Source organism: Wolbachia endosymbiont of Rhagoletis cerasi, from assembly GCF_018454475.1.
Classification (GTDB): domain Bacteria; phylum Pseudomonadota; class Alphaproteobacteria; order Rickettsiales; family Anaplasmataceae; genus Wolbachia; species Wolbachia pipientis.
Map to the genome: position 1 here is coordinate 257,644 of NZ_JADCNC010000009.1, position 18,361 is coordinate 276,004.

13 protein-coding genes, 1 tRNA gene and 2 pseudogenes are annotated in these 18,361 nt (G+C 35.7%); 10 read left to right on the top strand and 6 right to left on the bottom strand.

The window, feature by feature from the left end; genetic code table 11:
* Positions 1-58 precede the first annotated feature (58 nt).
* From INQ25_RS06970 to rsmA, 3 genes and pseudogenes are all read right to left on the bottom strand, one after another.
* Positions 59-1,040, bottom strand: a pseudogene (locus tag INQ25_RS06970) (IS3 family transposase).
* Between the two features lie 63 nt (positions 1,041-1,103).
* Entirely contained in the window at positions 1,104-2,597 is a 1,494-nt protein-coding gene (guaB, locus tag INQ25_RS03645) for an IMP dehydrogenase (RefSeq protein ID WP_213863083.1), read from the bottom strand.
* 31 nt (positions 2,598-2,628) lie between these two features.
* Positions 2,629-3,447, bottom strand: coding sequence for a 16S rRNA (adenine(1518)-N(6)/adenine(1519)-N(6))-dimethyltransferase RsmA (gene rsmA / locus INQ25_RS03650; RefSeq protein ID WP_213863084.1), 819 nt, complete (start codon positions 3,445-3,447; stop codon positions 2,629-2,631).
* 78 nt (positions 3,448-3,525) lie between these two features.
* On the opposite strand from rsmA, the gene INQ25_RS03655 reads away from it, so the two are divergent.
* Positions 3,526-3,598 (top strand) — tRNA-Thr (locus INQ25_RS03655).
* A gap of 24 nt (positions 3,599-3,622) precedes the next feature.
* Positions 3,623-4,351: a triosephosphate isomerase gene (locus tag INQ25_RS03660; RefSeq protein ID WP_015588848.1), complete on the top strand. Its 729-nt coding sequence runs from the start codon at positions 3,623-3,625 to the stop codon at positions 4,349-4,351.
* 74 nt (positions 4,352-4,425) lie between these two features.
* Here the strand turns inward: INQ25_RS03660 and dprA are convergent, their stop codons facing one another.
* Positions 4,426-5,514: a DNA-processing protein DprA gene (dprA, locus tag INQ25_RS03665; RefSeq protein ID WP_213863085.1), complete on the bottom strand. Its 1,089-nt coding sequence runs from the start codon at positions 5,512-5,514 to the stop codon at positions 4,426-4,428.
* A 61-nt stretch (positions 5,515-5,575) separates the two neighbouring features.
* Here dprA and INQ25_RS03670 point away from each other — a divergent pair, with 61 nt between their 5' ends.
* The 8 genes and pseudogenes from INQ25_RS03670 (at position 5,576) to INQ25_RS03705 (ending at position 12,356) form a co-directional block, all read left to right on the top strand.
* Positions 5,576-5,950, top strand: coding sequence for a ferredoxin family protein (locus tag INQ25_RS03670; RefSeq protein WP_213863086.1), 375 nt, complete (start codon positions 5,576-5,578; stop codon positions 5,948-5,950).
* Positions 5,951-6,052: 102 nt separating this feature from the next.
* A complete protein-coding gene (locus INQ25_RS03675; protein WP_213863087.1) occupies positions 6,053-6,202 on the top strand; it encodes a hypothetical protein in 150 nt (49 codons plus the stop codon).
* 450 nt (positions 6,203-6,652) lie between these two features.
* Complete coding sequence (locus tag INQ25_RS03680) at positions 6,653-7,606, top strand: D-alanine--D-alanine ligase (protein ID WP_213863088.1); 954 nt, start codon at positions 6,653-6,655, stop codon at positions 7,604-7,606.
* Positions 7,587-8,345, top strand: a complete 759-nt coding sequence (locus INQ25_RS03685; protein ID WP_213863089.1) for a cell division protein FtsQ/DivIB — start codon at positions 7,587-7,589, stop codon at positions 8,343-8,345. Before INQ25_RS03680 ends, INQ25_RS03685 begins: the two co-directional genes overlap by 20 nt.
* A gap of 719 nt (positions 8,346-9,064) precedes the next feature.
* Positions 9,065-10,171, top strand: coding sequence for a D-alanyl-D-alanine carboxypeptidase family protein (locus INQ25_RS03690; protein ID WP_213863090.1), 1,107 nt, complete (start codon positions 9,065-9,067; stop codon positions 10,169-10,171).
* A 99-nt stretch (positions 10,172-10,270) separates the two neighbouring features.
* Complete coding sequence (locus tag INQ25_RS03695; RefSeq protein ID WP_010082606.1) at positions 10,271-10,585, top strand: DMT family transporter; 315 nt, start codon at positions 10,271-10,273, stop codon at positions 10,583-10,585.
* 16 nt (positions 10,586-10,601) lie between these two features.
* Complete coding sequence (locus INQ25_RS03700; protein WP_006279756.1) at positions 10,602-10,946, top strand: DMT family transporter; 345 nt, start codon at positions 10,602-10,604, stop codon at positions 10,944-10,946.
* A 266-nt stretch (positions 10,947-11,212) separates the two neighbouring features.
* Positions 11,213-12,356, top strand: a pseudogene (locus INQ25_RS03705) (transposase).
* 141 nt (positions 12,357-12,497) lie between these two features.
* On the opposite strand, the gene putA reads toward INQ25_RS03705, so the two are convergent.
* Positions 12,498-15,638, bottom strand: a complete 3,141-nt coding sequence (gene putA / locus INQ25_RS03710; protein ID WP_213863091.1) for a bifunctional proline dehydrogenase/L-glutamate gamma-semialdehyde dehydrogenase PutA — start codon at positions 15,636-15,638, stop codon at positions 12,498-12,500.
* Between the two features lie 126 nt (positions 15,639-15,764).
* Entirely contained in the window at positions 15,765-18,350 is a 2,586-nt protein-coding gene (gene acnA / locus INQ25_RS03715; protein ID WP_213863092.1) for an aconitate hydratase AcnA, read from the bottom strand.
* Positions 18,351-18,361: the final 11 nt, after the last annotated feature.

Below are 18,361 nucleotides of genomic sequence, written 5' to 3' on the forward strand. Positions count from 1 at the left end.
TTTTTATCATGAGAATAAATTGTGCAGGAATGCAATAGTTAATAGTAGAATGTCTACGTTATTTGTTACAAAAGATTTCTATGTATTCAAATATGGCAGTTCTGGTTTGTTGAGCGAGAAGTATCAATAAGCAGCTCCCTTTTAAGTGAACTTTTCTGCAACAGAGTTATCGTAACAACAGCCCTTATGGCTCATGCTGGAAATGATGTTTTTTGTATTCAATAGAAATTGGTAATTTTGAGAGGTATACTGTGACCCTTGATCGCTATGTAACAGCAGATTTTTATCGGGTTTGCGTTTATCAACGGCCATCAATAAAGAATCTATAACTAATTATCATGTTACTCATTAACCACCATGCGTGAATATAGGTCAATTATTGCCGCCAACAACCTTCTTTAGTTTTTATGTAGGTAATCCCAAACTTTATTTGGCTGATTAGTAGTAAAATTTTGATCCAATGTGTTCGGAGCCACAACTCGGTTGCTTATTTGCTGTTTTTTATTTTTGAACCTTCGTCTAAGCTTGGTTTTAATGCCATTTTCTTGCATAACACTTTGTACTGTTTTAATTTTTGCCTAAAGCTTTTAATTCAGCGTGAATTTTAGGGGCTCCATATCTGCATTTAGAATGCTTGATGTATTTTTTGAATATCTGCTAGAAGCCCTTCTTTTGCTAATTCTTTACTGCTTTTTTCCTTAGCAACCCATACCACCAGTACAAAACCCTACATAGTTCCTGTGTTTTATAGCAATTTCTATATAAAAGAATACTTTACTCTTTTTCTTTGCCCAGGGCTTTTTTTAAGATGTCTCTTTCTCTTATTAGCTCTTTTTTTAGATCAAATCTTTCTTTGTCATAAGGAGCCTTTGCCTGGAAATGCGTATGCTCCAGACATTTTTCCATCATATTTTCTTACTTAACATACTACCATCTATACCTAGATCTTTTGCTATTTTTGTACTTGCTTGACCTGTTTCTTTAACCAGCTTAACAGCTTCTAATTTGAATTCTGCTGTATATTCTCTTCTATTTGTCATATTTTGAAAAAACGTTTTATTTTACTCCAAAAACGTTTTAACTTTCTCTCTACTTTTTCTGGACTACTCCGAATCGGTTGACAAATTGGACGTTTGATAAGCATAATTTGGAGCTTCTTGTGTAATGACTATATCATGAGCGTGACTCTCTCTTAATCCTGATGCAGTAATAGTAACAAATTTACAATTTTTTTTCATCTCTTCTATATTCCTATTACCAGTATACCCCATTGCAGCTTGCAATCCGCCAATCAATTGATGGATTACTCCTGAAGCTGGACCTTTGAATGGAACTCTTCCTTCCACTCCTTGTGGAACTAATTTGAGTTTTGAATCTTTATCTTGAAAATAACGGCTAGCTGAACCTCGTTTCATTGCACTAATAGATCCCATTCCTCGATAGCCTTTATATGCTCTGCCCTTATACATAATAATCTCACCTGGGCTTTCGTCAGTGCCAGCAAAAATCGAACCAATCATCACAGAGTCAGCACCAGCTGCAATAGCTTTTGCAACATCTCCTGAGTATTTTACCCCACCATCAGCAATTAGTCTGACGTTTCTTGCTCTACACGCCTCTGCAACATTCTTGATTGCAGAGAATTGTGGCACACCAACACCTGTAACTATTCTGGTTGTACAGATTGATCCTGGTCCTATTCCAACCTTCACTGCATCAACACCCGCATCAATCAACGCTTCAGCAGCCTCCTTTGTTGCAATGTTTCCGCCAATTAATTGCGTATTAGGATACATCTTTTTTATTTCCCTAATGGTATTGATAACGTTTTCGGAATGACCGTGAGCAGTATCCACAACAACTACATCAACTTCTTCTCCGATCAAAGCTTCACATCTGTCTATACCATCTTTTTTACCAGTGCCAATTGCAGCGGCAACTCTGAGACGCCCTTTACTGTCTTTACATGAATTTGGGTATCTATTGTATTTTTCAATGTCTTTAACCGTAATTAAACCTATACAACAAGAATTTTCATCTACGACCAAAAGCTTTTCTATTCTATTTTCATGCAACAATTTCATTGCTGAGGCACTATTCACTCCCTGCTCCCGCACTGTCACTAACTTATCTTTTGTCATCACTTCGGAAACTTTTACATTCATGTTCTGGTCTTCAATAAACCTCACATCTCGGTTAGTTAAAATTCCAACTAACTTGCGTTGATTGACTACAGGAATGCCAGAATAATTGTGCTCTCTCATTAATGAAATTGCTTCCGCAACTGTTTTATTCGGTGAAATCGTGATTGGATTATACACGATCCAACTTTCATATTTTTTCACCCTTCTTACTTCTAAAACTTGTTCATCTATTGATAAATTCTTATGTATGCAACCTATCCCTCCATGTTGGGCAATAGCTATTGCAAAGCCCGATTCAGTAACAGTATCCATTGCAGAGGATATGAGAGGGATATTTAGTTCTATATTATTTGTTAAATAAGTTTTTGTATCTGCATCGCAAGGCAATATATTAGAATAGGCTGGCAAAAGAAGTATATCGTCAAACGAATAACAAGCTTCCATTTTTTTCATAGGCTTTATTTAAAGCTTATACGCCAATTAATTAAATTGCAATAGGGCTTTTGCAAAATAAGCATTCTACATTATTTGCCAGCAAACAAAACTGCTCAATAGTTAAGTTTTCTGGACGTTCGTTTCCACTCAATTTAGCGTTTTCAAGGACAGTTTCAGTGTGGTTCGTTATATTTTGCAAGCTATTTCTCAGCATCTTTCTTCTTTGAGCAAAAACGGCACGTATTAATCTTGTTAAGGTTTCCAAATTTACTGCAAACTTTGGGGTAGGCAAAGGATTTACTGTAATTACTGAAGAATGTACTTTTGGCCTTGGAAAAAACTCTTTAGGTTCAATATCAAATTCCTTTTTTATATCACATAGTAACTGGCTTAGCACTGATAAGGAACCATAATCTTTAGAATTGGGTCTTGCCGTAATGCGATCTGCTACCTCTTTTTGAAACATTAATGTCAAGTTCGTAAAAAATTTTATATTATTTAACCACTTTAAAAATAACACTACCGAGATATTGTAAGGCAAGTTAGCAATAACTTTAACTGGGCGCTCTATCAGCTCTTCTTCTGTAACATGCAGTGCATCCGCTTCTATAATTCTATACTTTCCTTGATGCTCATTTAGCAGTTGGTCATGGTGTTTTACTAAATCTCTATCTTTTTCTATAGAAAGTAGAGACTTTGGATTATGCACCAATATTTCTCTTGTTAATGCACCATATCCAGGACCAATTTCAATGACATTAAAATTTTCCAGACTACCAGCTAAAGCGACGATTTTTTTTGTTATCTCACTCGATAAAATAAAATTTTGCCCTAGACTCTTTTTTGGCTTCAGTAAAAATTTTTTCATATTATTTTCATTATACAGTATTTTAAAAATTAGTTGACTAAAATTCATTGATAATTGTATATTATTAATGTGTTTAACGCCGGCTTAGCTCAATTGGTAGAGCAACTGACTTGTAATCAGTAGGTTGTCAGTTCAAGTCCGACAGCCGGCACTCTCGCCCATATAAGTAAAGTTGATGTCCTTTTTAATAGTAGCAAATTGGAAAATGAATGGAATGCGTTCTTCATTTGTTGACTTTATAGGCAAACTTAACAACAAGAGCAACGAAATTACCTCTAAGCTAGTGATTTGCCCTCCTTTTACGTCATTTCCAAGCAGTATAGAGTTGAACAATAATATTAATATAGGAGCACAGAATTGCCATCATAAAAAGTTCGGTTCTTACACAGGTGAAATTAGTGCAGAAATGTTAAAAGAACTAGGGTGTACTTACGTAATACTTGGGCATTCTGAAAGGGCTAATGAAAAAGATAGTGAAATAAAACTTAAGTCGGAAATAGCAATAGAATCAGGCTTACACCCAATTATCTGTGTGGGTGAAAATTCAGAAGATTATAAGAATGAAAAAACAAAAGAAGTAATAGAATATCAATGCAAAAACCGTTTGCCAACACACGGTGAATATACCGTAGCATATGAGCCAATATGGGCAATAGGCACAGGTCATGTGCCAAATAATGATGCAATTGCTAAGGTGATAGAGGTAATAAAATTGTGTACTAGTAAAAAACACATTATATATGGTGGTTCAGTCAGTTCAGAAAATATAGAAAATTTGCTCAGTATCTCAAATTTATCAGGAGTTTTAATTGGCAGTGCAAGCTTAGATTTCGATCACTTTTATAAAATTATACAACAAGTTGAAAAAAAGTTTTCTCTTATCAATTCTAAAATCAGCAACTAAGAATCCTATAACAAATGGCATCATTCCAGTGTCAAGCATATGTCTGTACGAGCATCTAGTATAGCTAAAGTAATCTAGAAAATTAACGATATTTTATTCCCCGGTGAACGCTCTATTTTGTTTTCCAACTCTAGTTCTAAAAGAGCCATTAGAGCTATGTTGGTAGAAAGTCCGCTTGCTAATATAAGTTCATCTATATCAACAGGTACAGAGTTAATATGATCAACTATAACAGATTTTGCCTGTTGTAATTTTTCTTGTTTTTGGTTAACAAAATGGTGCTCAACATCAAATAGGTTTTTTTGCTGCGGAGGTAAACTAAACCTAATACTCTCTATTATGTCATCAGCGGATTCGATAAGCTTAGCACCGTTTTTAATTAAATAATTACTACCACTACAGCGTGAATCTAAAGGGAAACCAGAAACTGCAAACACCTCTCTCCCTTGATTTAAAGCAAAATCTGCTGTTATTAGAGAGCCAGAACGTTTCGATGCTTCAATCACTGCAACACCCAGCGATAGACCAGATATAATTCGATTCCTCTGAGGAAAATACTGAGGCTTTGGTTTAGTAGCAAATGGAAGCTCAGTAACTATTAATCCGCCATTCTCGGTGATTTTTTTGTATAGATCAAAATTTTCTTTTGGGTACACCACATCAATTCCGCTTGCTGTAACAGCAATAGTAGGATGATTTTTGTATATTACACTGTTTGCTGCAGTATCGATTCCTTTTGCAAGTCCAGAAACAATAACAAAACCAGCTTCACTTAAATCAAGTGCCAACTTATTGGCAAAATTTCTTCCATTTATTGAAGAGTTACGCCCACCGATTATTGCAATTATCTCACGGCTTAATAATGATATATCACCAAGCGCAGTTATTACAGGAGGACAACTAGAGATATTTCTTAAAAGATCAGGGTAATCTGGGTCACATGCGGGTATAATTTTAGCTCCAATTCTTTCTGCATTATTGATTTCTTCTCGTGCATCTTGAATGCCATACACCTTATTATTAGCCACCCTATTGAGATATTTTAGCACCTCATCTAGCGATCCATATGTTCTTAGTATACTAAAAAACTTTATTGGTCCTATAGTTCTAGCCAAGCTTAACCATACTTCTAATTCTTTGTTGTTCAATTTATTTATCTTCATAAAAGACTTGAATTTCTTATCAATTTAGTGTACCCAAGATAATGCAAATATACAGTGTTTTATGACGCATTTTGTTACAGATAAATGCATAAAATGTAAATATACGGACTGTGTGGAAGTATGTCCCGTTGACTGCTTCTATGAAGGTAAAAACATGCTCGTGATTAACCCAGATGAATGTATTGATTGCGGAGTGTGCATACCTGAGTGTCCAGTAGATGCAATTGTAACTGATGATTCCATAAAAGATATTTTAGAACTAGATGAAGAGTTACTGAACAGTGAACAAAAAATCTTCAAATCATTTTACAACATAAACGTAGAATACTCACAAAAATGGCCAAATATCACAGCTAAGAAGCAACCTCTCTATACAGCAGAAGAGTATAAGGAAAAAAAGGATAAAACAACTTATTTTGACGAAAATTTAGAGTAATATTAACAAAGAAAAAGATCAGACTCCTTGCATAACCATATGAAAAACTAGCAACTCACTCTTTTTTGTCATTCCAACGCGTGACGCACAATCGTACGAACATTGTGCTACCAGGAGGGTGTCATCCCAGTGCTTGACACTGGGATCCAGAAAAGTTTGCTTGTGAGCAAGCAAACTAGCATAGAAAGTGGTTACAACGTTTTCGATAAGATTGCAGAAAGGCTGGATTCCAGTGTCTGGGCACTGGGATGACAGCTAGCCTGACAACCGTCATCCCGCTACGTGTTAGCGGGATCTATGCTAAGCTTACTATTACCCACAAATAAAAACATAGTATTGTATTTACTCAAATAATTTAATTTTATTAACCTGAAAGCTTATTGGATTAAAATTATTAAACTAAGAGTTATAATTTTAGCAACTAAAAGCTGTAAATTGCACCATATAAACAATTATTTCAAGCAAAAGTTATGCCATTAAGAGCTATGCAACAAACATTTATATTTGTGGGTAATAGTAAGATGCTAAGAGATACCGCGAATGAATCGCGGTATGACGTAGGAAAACCTTTCTTGGGTTAGCTATAGATCACCTTAACAAAACAAACGTTCGTACAGTTGTGCATAGGATAGAGCTATAGAAAGCATTTTTTCTATTGAAGATAAGAGCATCTTTTATATATGCTATATAGTAAAACATAGAATGCCCATGATTCCAACTATAGCAATTTTAAGTGGTGGGTTTTCTTGTGAGAGAGAAGTATCGCTTATGAGTGGAAAAGCAGTAAAAAAGGCGCTTGATAGCCTTTCATATAATGCAATAGAAATAGATGTTGACAGCAACGTTGCTGAAAAGCTTAGAAAAATTAATCCTGAGCTTGCTTTTATTGCTCTGCATGGACCTTATGGTGAAGATGGCTGCATTCAAGGTTTACTGGAGATTTTAGGTATAAAATATACACACTCAGGAGTTATGGCTTCTGCTGTTGCTATGAATAAAGTGATGTCAAAGCATATATTTCGGTCCCTTAGTATCGACACTCCAAAAGGTTATGTAATTAGCCGAGAAGATCTACTAAAAAATAATATTAAAATCGATTATCCGTACGTCTTAAAACCAATTAATGAAGGTTCAAGTATTGGAGTGTACATAATTTTCTCGCACGAGGATTACTTAGAACTGAAAGATAATAGTTCTACTATAATGGAAAAGATGATCGTAGAAGAATACATACCGGGCATAGAGTTACATACTGCTGTATTGCTGGATGAAGCAATTGGCACTATAGAAGTACGACCAAAAAATAAATTCTATGATTATGAAGCAAAGTATACAGATGGATTTGCAGAACATATATTTCCTGCTGAAATTCCTAACAATATATATAAAATGACCTTGGAACACGCACTGAAAGTTCATCAATTTTTAGGATGCAAAACTATTTCCCGCTCAGATTTCCGTTATAATCCCAAAAATAACACTTTAAAAATGCTTGAGATTAATACACATCCTGGCTTTACTGAGTTATCGTTAGTGCCAGAAATTGCAAAATTGGCAAAAGGAATCAATTTTAATGAATTAGTTAAAATTATTATTGAAGATAGTTTGCAGCACAAAAATATTAGGGATTTAAGTCATGTTGAGCAGTATTACTAGAAGCCAAAGGAGTTTTTTGCGTAAGTGTGCCTTGGTTATTATCACAGCACTTTTTCTTACGCTAATACTTTACAGCTCACTTGATAAAATAATAAATCGATTTAATTACTACTTTACTTGGTATAATGACTGCCTATCTAGTTTATTACTCAGTAGTGGATTTTCAATCGACGAAGTAGTCGTGAGCGGCAATAAATTTACAAACAAAAAGGATATTCTAAGTTTGACAGATAGAACGCAACCTATCCTGTATATGTCACTTTCAAAACTTGCCGGTAACATACAATCCGTAAGCAGATGGATAAAACACGTAAGAGTTCACAGAATTTTGCCCAATACTCTACACATTAATATAGATGAGCATAAACCGTTTGCTCTCTGGAAAGATAATAACAAAACTTCGGTAATTGATTTCGAAGGTAAAGTGATCGTAGATGACTATTTAATAGATGATCTTGTTGTAATTACAGGACAAAACTCGTTATCAAACCTAGAATTTGTTAGAGATGTGTTGGAGAGTAAAACTCAATTAAGAGACCACATTTCTTCTTTTGCTTATATAGGGAATAGAAGATGGAATATCATACTTGATAACGATTCCACAGTAAAACTGCCTGAAGATAACCCTTATAGTGCATGGGACTATTTAAACCACTTGCAAAATACAACTGATTTTACTTTCAGCAATTGGAGTATAATTGATATGCGTATTACTGATAAAATCTTTGTGAAGAGGTGATCTGCTGTCATCCAAGCAGCGGGATACTTAACCGTCATACCGCGATTCATTCGCGGTATTCAGCCGTTAACAAGCAGCGGAATGACAGCAATCCTACGTCATACCGCGATTCATTCGCGGTATCTCAGCCGCTAACAAGAGATCCCGCTAACACGTAGCGGGATGACGGTTGTCGTTTAGCTATAAATATTTAAGAAATTTACCAAACGAAAAAAAAGGCAAAAGAAGCCCCGTGGTTGGCTAATTACTTACATTATACTTTCAAGTATGGCGTTTTTTTATTCTAAACGCTTAATAACCGCGATTTAGCTGCTTTTTAATGCAACTAACCTTTAGTCATAAATGTTTAAGAAATTTACTAAACAGAAAAAAAGGCAAAAGAAACCCTAGGGTAGCTAGTTATTCACTATCCATTTTTTAAGTTGGCGTTTTTTTATGTTTTAAATGCTTTATAAGCGCATTTTAGCTTATATTAGGTAAAAACCTAGAAATTTTATAAAGACATAAGGTGCACATAGTGCAAAAAATTAAACATGAGACGCCAGATACGTGAGTTTTTTTGTCATTTAATCTGTACAGAGAAGATAAATAAATAGCTTCAGTTTCATGATAAGGGGGCTGGCGAGGTTTGTCAAGGAATTTTTATGCAAGAGATCTATTGAAATGCCCCTGTAAAATTATACTATTAATTAGTGCACTATAAATTTAAAATTATAGATATGTTAAGCAGATTGGTAATTTTGCTATTAGTTTTTATACTTCCTTTTTCTTCATACTCATACCAGTTTAGAACCAAAGCAAAGCAAGCAGTAGTCTTAGATTTAGCTTCAGACTCATTCATTTTTGACCATAATTCCGATGAAAAAATGGCCCCATCTTCAATGAGCAAGCTAATGACTTTATATATAGCCTTCGATTATCTAAAAGCTGGAATAATACACATGGAGGATAAATTTCGAGTAAGTAGAAAAGCGTGGGAAAGGAGAGGCTCTTCTATGTTTTTGAAAGAAGGTCAATCCGTTACGGTGAGGGAATTACTTGAAGGAATTACAATAGTCTCAGGCAATGATGCCTGCATAACACTAGCCGAGGGCATTGCAGGATCAGAAGAGAATTTTGTGGCTGAAATGAATGAAGTTGCACAAAATTTGAATCTGAATGACAGTCATTTTGTCAACTCAAGCGGGTGGCCAGATAAAGATCATTTTATGAACGCAAAAGACTTGGTAATGCTGGCAAAAAGGATTTTCACCGATTTTCCTGAATATTATGATTTATTTTCTGAACAATATTTGACATATAATGAAATTGTACAAAAGAATAAAAATCTTCTACTTTTTCACGACATTGGGGTTGACGGTTTAAAAACCGGTTATACAAATGCTGGTGGTTACGGCATTGTAGCATCTGCAAAACGAAATGATAGGAGAATTTTTGCTGTCGTAAATGGCTTAAACACTGAGAAAGAGCGAATAGAAGAAGCAAAAAGACTGATACAATACTCCTTAAATCATTTTAACACCAAGAAAATATTCGCTAAGGATAGCGTAGTTGAGGAAGTAAATGTTCTCTATGGAAAAGATAAAAAAGTGCCTATTACAGTTGCAAACGATGTTACCATAACTTACAACCGCAAATTGCATGACCAAATTAAGGTGCGTATTGAATATAAAGATATGATACCTGCACCCATTAAAAAAGGTCAAGAAGTGGGCAAAGTTTTTGTAGAAATACCAGGTATTGAGCAACAAACTACACCACTTTATGCAGCAAATGACGTGCAGGAATTGAATTTCGTAGAAAAGTTTTTTAGGATGTTGTTTTAAGTTTGATATTAAAGCAATTCCGAAAGAGAGATCTATTGCACTTTAGTGTAGTTTTAACTAACAATTTCTGTTACAATACAAGATTGAAATGTTACGAAAATGTGCTGGTTGTATTTGTTGCTGTCTAGTATCCTAGAGATACTGTGGGCTGTAACGCTAAAGTTTAGTAACAGTTTTACTAAAGTTGTGCCTTCGATTGCAACATTGGTAATTATGATCATTAGCATTTATTTTTTATCTCTTGCAGCATGCTTTCTACCTATTAGAGTATGCTATGCAGTTTCCTCTGGAATATGCACAATTGGAATAACTATAATTGGTGCAACCACTTTCACAGAGAATATTAATTTATCTCAAGTTTTATGTATCGTTTTAATTGTAATAGGAAGCATAGGGCTAAAGCTCTCTATTTAAACCTAAAAATTTATGCATGAATTGGATATATTTACTCTTATCGTCACTAATTGAAGTGTTCTGGGTCATAACACTTAAGCATAGTTATGGATTTACTCATCTCGTACCATCAATAATTAGCATACTCTCCATGGCTCTTAGTACATATTTACTTTCGCTCGCTACACGTTCTATACCTATCGGAGTATGCTATGCAATTTGGACTGGAGTGGGCGCTATAGGAGCTTCGATACTTGGAGTTTACCTATTTGATGAACCAGTTAATTTATTCGAAGTAATATGCTTTATTTTAGTTACATTCGGGATTATAGGATTAAAATTGTTTGATACTGCAAAACAAACTGTTGATAAAATGGAATAAAAGATCCCACTGGGATGAAAGAAGCAGATACTCCATATTGTCATGCAAATTGGAATCCAGACTTTTTTCTATATAGCATGGTGAAGACGGGAAACCGTAACCGTTCACACAATGGCGTCAACTTAAGGAAAAATGTCAGAGATTGTGTATAAAATTTCTCTCCAAATTTTTTATCATTAAATTATCCAAAGAGTGCAAGGGACAGCACTTTTGTTTCTGTTTTATTTCAACAAAGAAGTCTAAAATGTGTCCTTTTTAGGTGAAATATGCAAAAAGGAAAAAACCTTATTCTACAAATTAAAAATATAATATACTCGAAAACTTTTCAGAAAATCCATTGTGTTGAGTTTTACACGAACAAGAAAACTTCCTTTTTCGACAGTATTTTCTATGATTTTAAAGTTAGTTAAAAAAAGTTTGGGAATAGAATGTGAACTTATGGAGCCATTGACATGTACCCTCAAAGCAAGCTTTTTCTAAAGCAAGGTATAAGATTTGCCATACAGGCTTTCAAGAATTTAAGCATCCAAACAGCCTATCAGGATGAACCTGAGTTGGAGAGGCTATAGACTTATTGCAGCAGATGGTTCTGGTATGAGATTACCCAGCTCTGGGAAAATTGTATCCGAGTTTGAACCAAATGGAACAACAGGCACCATTGGCAATTTGTTTGTTGATTTGTGTACTTTGCTGATTTGTAGTGCTCGTCTTGCAGCTTGGAATATAGGTGAACAAACGTTGGCGGCAGAGCAATTACCCGAAGTTATCACTCAAATGCGTTTATTAAATCAAGAGAAATTATTATTTATCTATGATCGTCTTCAGTAAAATTCATTCAGCAGCATTATGATTTGGAAGTAGACTTTATTTTTCGCTTGCAAAAAAGAAATTATAATAAGCTATGGGAACGCTGGCGAATTAGATTTTGATTTTATATTAGAAAATGAAAAGCTAAAAAATAAAATGAAAGGACAGAAAGTAAGAGTTATAGTGCTGACATTAGCCAACTGAGAAACAGAGTTTTTGACCGAGACTTTGGAGCAAAGCTTATGTGTTAAGGTGGCACATAGAGGAGTGCTATAAACGACTCAAAGTAGGAGCAGAGTTAGAGAATTTTTCTGGAGAGGCTGTATTACAAGAATTTTGGGCAAACTTGGTCATGTGCAATATATTATCGCTTCATATATGTGATGCACAAGGGCCTTGGAACCCAGATCAAATTACTGAGTATCGTTTAAATTTTTCAGTTTTATTTGGTGTAATGAGGCAGAAACTCTATCAGGTACTTATTGCGCCAAAAAACTTTCAAGCCCTTTTTAAGTATACGCGCTAAAGTTAAAATCCGACCGGGACAGCCGCAATAAAGTAGATAAGCCTAAACGCCATCATGTCTTTAGGAGAGTTTGCTAATGAAAGTTCTTAAGTTGACGCCATTGGCTGAACGGATACGATTTATTTCAGTGCATGAGCTGGTCCTTTTCGGATTTTAGCGCTGTGTACATAACTGCACGAACGTCTAGTTTAGGGGTAAGAAAAATTAGGGCCTGCAAATTAATCCAAACACATAAGTGTAGTGTTACCACCAAATGCTGTAGTGTTAACACTTACAACTTTTTCTGTAGAAAAACGCTGTAAATAATGAGGACCACCAGCTTTTGGCCCAGTGCCAGATAGTCCTCTACCACCAAATGGTTGTATCCCAACTGCTGCACCTATCTGGTTACGGTTGATGTAGACATTTCCAACTGATATTTTTTTACTTATAGTGTCAATTTGACTTTGTATACGACTCTGCAAAGAAAACGTAAGCCCATATCCAGTACTATTTATATCACTTATAACTTCATTTAATTGTGACTTGTTAAAACGTATGATATGTAAAATAGGACCAAATACTTCTTGCTTTAATTGCGAAATTTTTTGTATCTCATAAATATATGGAGGAAAGAAATAACCATTATGAGAATTTGTATCCATGGGTACTTTAAATAACAGATTTGAATCTTCATCCTCTGACATTTTTTGCGTATGTTGAGTTAGCATATCGATAGATGCTTTGTCAATTATTGGACCAATATCAGTACTAAGTTGTATTGGGTCACCAATCTTGAGTTCTTGCGCTGCACCGCATATCATTTTTATCTGCTTCTCTGCTATGTCCTCTTGAATAAACAGCACTCTAAGCGCAGAACAGCGTTGACCACTGCTACGAAACGCAGAAAGCAAAGCATCCATAGCCACTTGCTCTAAAAGAGCAGAGCTATCAACTATCATAGCATTGAGCCCTCCTGTTTCAGCAATAAGTGGCACGATAGGACCATCCCTATTTGCAAGCATTTTATTGATTATTTGAGCAGTTTGTGTTGAGCCAGTAAAAGCTACTCCGGCAATTCTATTGTCTGGAACTAATATTTTGCCTAAATATCCACCATCCCCAGGAATGAGGTGTAACACATTCTTTGGTATCCCAGCTTCATGTAGTATCTTAACAGCTTCGTAGGCAATAATCGGCGTTTGCTCTGCCGGTTTTGCCAGCACTGCATTACCTGCTGCAAGTGCAGCTGAAACCTGCCCAAGAAAAATAGCAAGTGGAAAATTCCATGGTGATATGCATAAGAAAACTCCCCTGCCTTCAAAAAAGATGAAGTTATCTTCACCTGTTGGACCTGGCAATTTTTTCCAGTCGCTCAGTTCATTCTTTGCTATCATTGCATAATAACGCAGAAAGTCGATTGCCTCTCTTACTTCTGCTATTGCATCGGATAAAATTTTTCCTGCTTCCACAATCAGAATGTAAATTAACTCTTTCATCCTTTCCTCAAGCAAATCTGCAGCTTTTTCAAGGCATTTAGCGCGCTCTTCTGCTGAAACATTCTGCCACTTAGCAAAAGCACTATGTGCTATTTCAAGAGCGTTTAAAGCTTGATCGCTTGTTGCACTTGACACTTCTCCAATTACATTTTCCAAATGTGCAGGATTCACTACTTCGATAAATTCAGCATTATCAAATAGTGCTTTTCCATCAATTATTGGTCCAACTTGCCACTTTTTTTCACTAAAACCCTTTATATCATCTGCAAATTGTGAGACTATCACAGAATCACTAATATCCATCCCCAAGGAATTTTTTCTTTCTGGTCCCAAAATATCTTGTGGTAATGGAATGCCTGGATGAGGTTCATAATTAAAATTTATAGCTTTTTCCAGTGGATCTGAAATTAACTCATCAATTTTAACGTTAGAATCATTTGTTTGATTAACAAATGAACTATTAGCTCCATTCTCAAGAAGGCATCTTATAAGATAAGGCAACAAGTCACTATGTTCCCCAACGGGTGCGTAGACACGACAGCTAACATTTGTTGCAAGCTCTGACATTGCATAATCATATAAGTCTTTTGCCATTCCATGTAAGCGTTGAAATTCAAATCCAGGGTGGTTTTTATCAGCAAGTTCCATGATAGAAGCAAAAGTATAGACGTTATGAGTTCCAAAGCATGGGTAAAAGCTGTTTGGTTTACTCAAAAGTTTCTGTGCGCACATGAGGTAAGATACGTCAGTATAGCTTTTTCTTGTAAATACTGAGTAATCATTTAATCCCAATTCTTGCGTACGCTTGATTTCTGAATCCCAATATGCACCTTTTACAAGCCTCACCATAATTTTGTGCTTTGATCGGATAGCAACATCTTCAACAAAGTCAAGAACAGATAAAGCGCGCTTTTGATATGCTTGTACAGCCAAGCCGAGCCCTTCCCACTCAGAAAGTGATTCATCAAGCCGTAATTGTTCAAACAAGATTAAGGAAATTTCAAGCCTTTCTGTTTCTTCTGCGTCTATGCATAGTGAAATGTTGTATTTTTTTGCCTCGCGGCAGAGCTCTAAAACCTTAGTGAATATCTCACCAGCAATTCGGCCAAATTGACCAAATTCATAACGTGGATGCAAAGCAGAAAGTTTGATTGAAATTCCATGGGATTTAAAACAATCATTTATTTCAGTGGATTCACCTATAGCTTTTATTGAATGCATATATGAATTAAAATACTCTTCTGCATCCTCAGCTGTGTGAGCAGCTTCACCGAGCATATCAAAAGAGTATAAAAACTTACTATTGTCATCTAGTTTTGCGTACCTTAAAGCTTCTTCTATGGTTTCTCCAACAACAAAATGATTACCAAGCATAGACATTGCTTGTTTTACTGCTTTGCGAATGATCGGTTCTCCTAAATTCTTAAGTAACTTAGAAATTGCGTAATAGAACTTCGAATCGCCTTCATTATCTCTCAATATACTGCTACCTATCATCAAGCTCCATGTGGAAGCATTAACAAACAACGAAGAAGAGTGCCCTAAATATTTATTCCATTCCTGATTGGCAATTTTATCTTTGATTATTTCGTCTATTGTATAATCATCTGGTATTCTAAGTAGCGATTCAGCAAGGCACATCAATGCTATTCCTTCATCATTGGAAAGCGAGTATTGCTGCATAAAGGAATCTACAATACTTAATTTATTGTGTTTGATTTTTTCAATAACTTGTTTTGCTATATTATAAATTCTATTTTTTGAATCAGCCGAAAGCTCTGTTTTTTCTACAAGATAACGTATATAACTCTTTTCATCAGTACGATAAAATCCTTGTAAACGTTTTCTGAGTTCATTAGGTTCTTGTATAGAGCTTATCATATATAATTATCTCCAAAAAATACTCTGACACCATATGTATAGTGAAATTATATCATAACTTTGCGCAGAGCAAATTGCTATTTACAAAGGGACCAGGGCTGGCTAAAAGAAGTCCATGCAATAACTTTAAAAGGATTGTGCAAGTATGTAGCTCAACACTCCGCCACACATCAAGTATTTAATCTCAGTTGCGGTTTGTACACAGCATTTGAGTTGAATTGATTGCTTTGAATTATCCTTTCTTTTGATGATGCATTCTAGATTTCTACCTGGCACTATTTCACCTTTTATGCTTATTACCTCGCTACCATCAAATATCTTTCTGGTTATTCCATTTTGAAATACAAGTGGAAGAACACCCATACCAACTAAGTTGGACCTATGTATACGCTCAAAGCTTTCTGCAATTACAACTTTAATCCCCAACAATAAAGTACCCTTTGCTGCCCAATCCCTACTTGAACCTGTGCCATATTCCTTTCCTGCCACAATGATGAGAGCTTCCTTGTAGCGCATTGCTGCATCGAAAATTGACATAATTTCTTGAGAAGGAATATATTTTGTATATCCACCTTCGGTGCTTACCATTTCATTTTTTATTCTAATGTTAGCAAAAGTCCCACGCATCATTACATTGTGGTTACCACGACGAGACCCATACGAATTAAAGTCCTGTGGCTCAATTCCAAGATTTTTTAAATATATACCTGCAGGACTACTTGAGGCAATATTTCCAGCAGGGGAAATGTGATCAGTGGTTATGCTATCGCCAAACATTGCCAATATTTGTGCACCTTTTATATCGATTTTATTATTTTTAGGTGATAAATTATCAAAATAAGGCGGATTTTGTATGTAAGTGCTGTTTGCATCCCAATTATAGATTTCACTTTTTTCACACTTTATCTTTCGCCAATGTTTATCACCAGAAAAAACATCCTTATACTTTTGTATGAACATCTCACGTGTTACCACATTTTTAACACAATCTTCGATTTCATTATTTGTTGGCCATATATCCTTGAGGTATACGTCACTTCCATTCTTATCTTTGCATATAGGATCTTTTGTCAAATCAATTTGCACAGTGCCTGCAAGTGCATATGCAACAATAAGTGGCGGAGATGCCAAGTAATTAGCTTTGACTAACGGATGAATTCTTCCTTCAAAGTTACGATTGCCAGATAAAACTGCAGCAACGGTTAAGTTTTTGTTTTTAATGCCATCTTCTATATCTTTATTGAGTGGACCAGAATTCCCAATGCAAGTTGTGCAACCATATCCAACTAAATTAAAACCCAAAGCATTCAGATCTACCTGCAACCCTGACTTTTCTAAATATTCTGTTACAACTTGTGACCCTGGAGCAAGAGAAGTTTTAACCCAAGGCTTTGATTTTAATCCAAGTTTAATTGCATTACGAGCTACAAGACCTGCAGCAATCATTACACTTGGATTAGAAGTATTAGTGCAGCTTGTTATTGCTGCAATAACTACACTTCCATCTTGGAGTTTATCGTTTTCCTTTGACTCATTAACTGAAAATGATTTAGAAAAAGACTCTGCCACTTGTGAAAGAAAAACTTTATCTTGTGGTCTTTTGGGGCCAGCCATTACTGGTTCCACGCTCGATAAATCAAGTTCTAGTGCGTCAAAAAATGCTAACTCATTATTGCCACGCCACAATCCTTGCTCTTTCGCATAAGCCTCAACTAACTTAATCAGCTTTTCTGGCCTTCCGGTTAAGCTTAAATAATCTAGCGTTTTCTGATCAATTGGAAAAAATCCACAAGTTGCGCCATACTCCGGGGCCATGTTTGCTATAGTGGCTCTATCTGCCAAAGATAAATAATCTAAACCATCACCATAAAATTCTACAAACTTGTTAACAACGCCTTTTGTTCTTAGGATATTGGTAACCGTCAGCACTAAATCAGTCGCAGTTACTCCTTCTGGCAGTCTGCCAGTTAATTTAAATCCAACTACTTCTGGAATTACCATACTAATTGGTTGACCAAGCATCACAGACTCGGCTTCTATGCCTCCAACACCCCAACCAAGGACTGATAATCCGTTAACCATTGTAGTATGGCTGTCAGTACCAACTAAAGTGTCAGGATATATGACTCCATCATTATTACACACAACTTGCGCTAAATATTCAAGGTTTACTTGGTGGCAAATCCCTGTGCCAGGCGGCACTACTCTAAAATTTGTGAAGGACGATTCCCCCCACTTTAAAAATTGATATCTCTCCAAATTTCTTTTTACTTCTAGCTCAACATTCTTACTGAATGCGGAAACACTTCCATAACTATCTACTTGAACAGAATGGTCGATCACAAGATCAACGGGCACAGATGGATTTATGCTGCTTGGATCACCTCCATTTTTCTTGACATAACTCCGCATTGAAGCTAAATCAACAACAGCAGGAACCCCTGTAAAATCTTGCATCAACACCCTTGCTGGTTTATAGCTAATTTCGTGATTAGTGTGTTTATTAACGCAGTCTGCTAGTACTCTTATGTCATCCAGCTTTACGTTTACTCCATCTTCATTACGCAATAAATTTTCAAGCAGCACCTTAAGTGAGCAGGGCAATTTAGTTACATCTGTCCCTAAAAATTCACTAGCACTACTTAGGCTAAAATAGTTGTATGACTTCCCGTCAATGTTTAAAGTCGTTTTTGCGTTTAAAGAATTGTTCATCCTATCACACT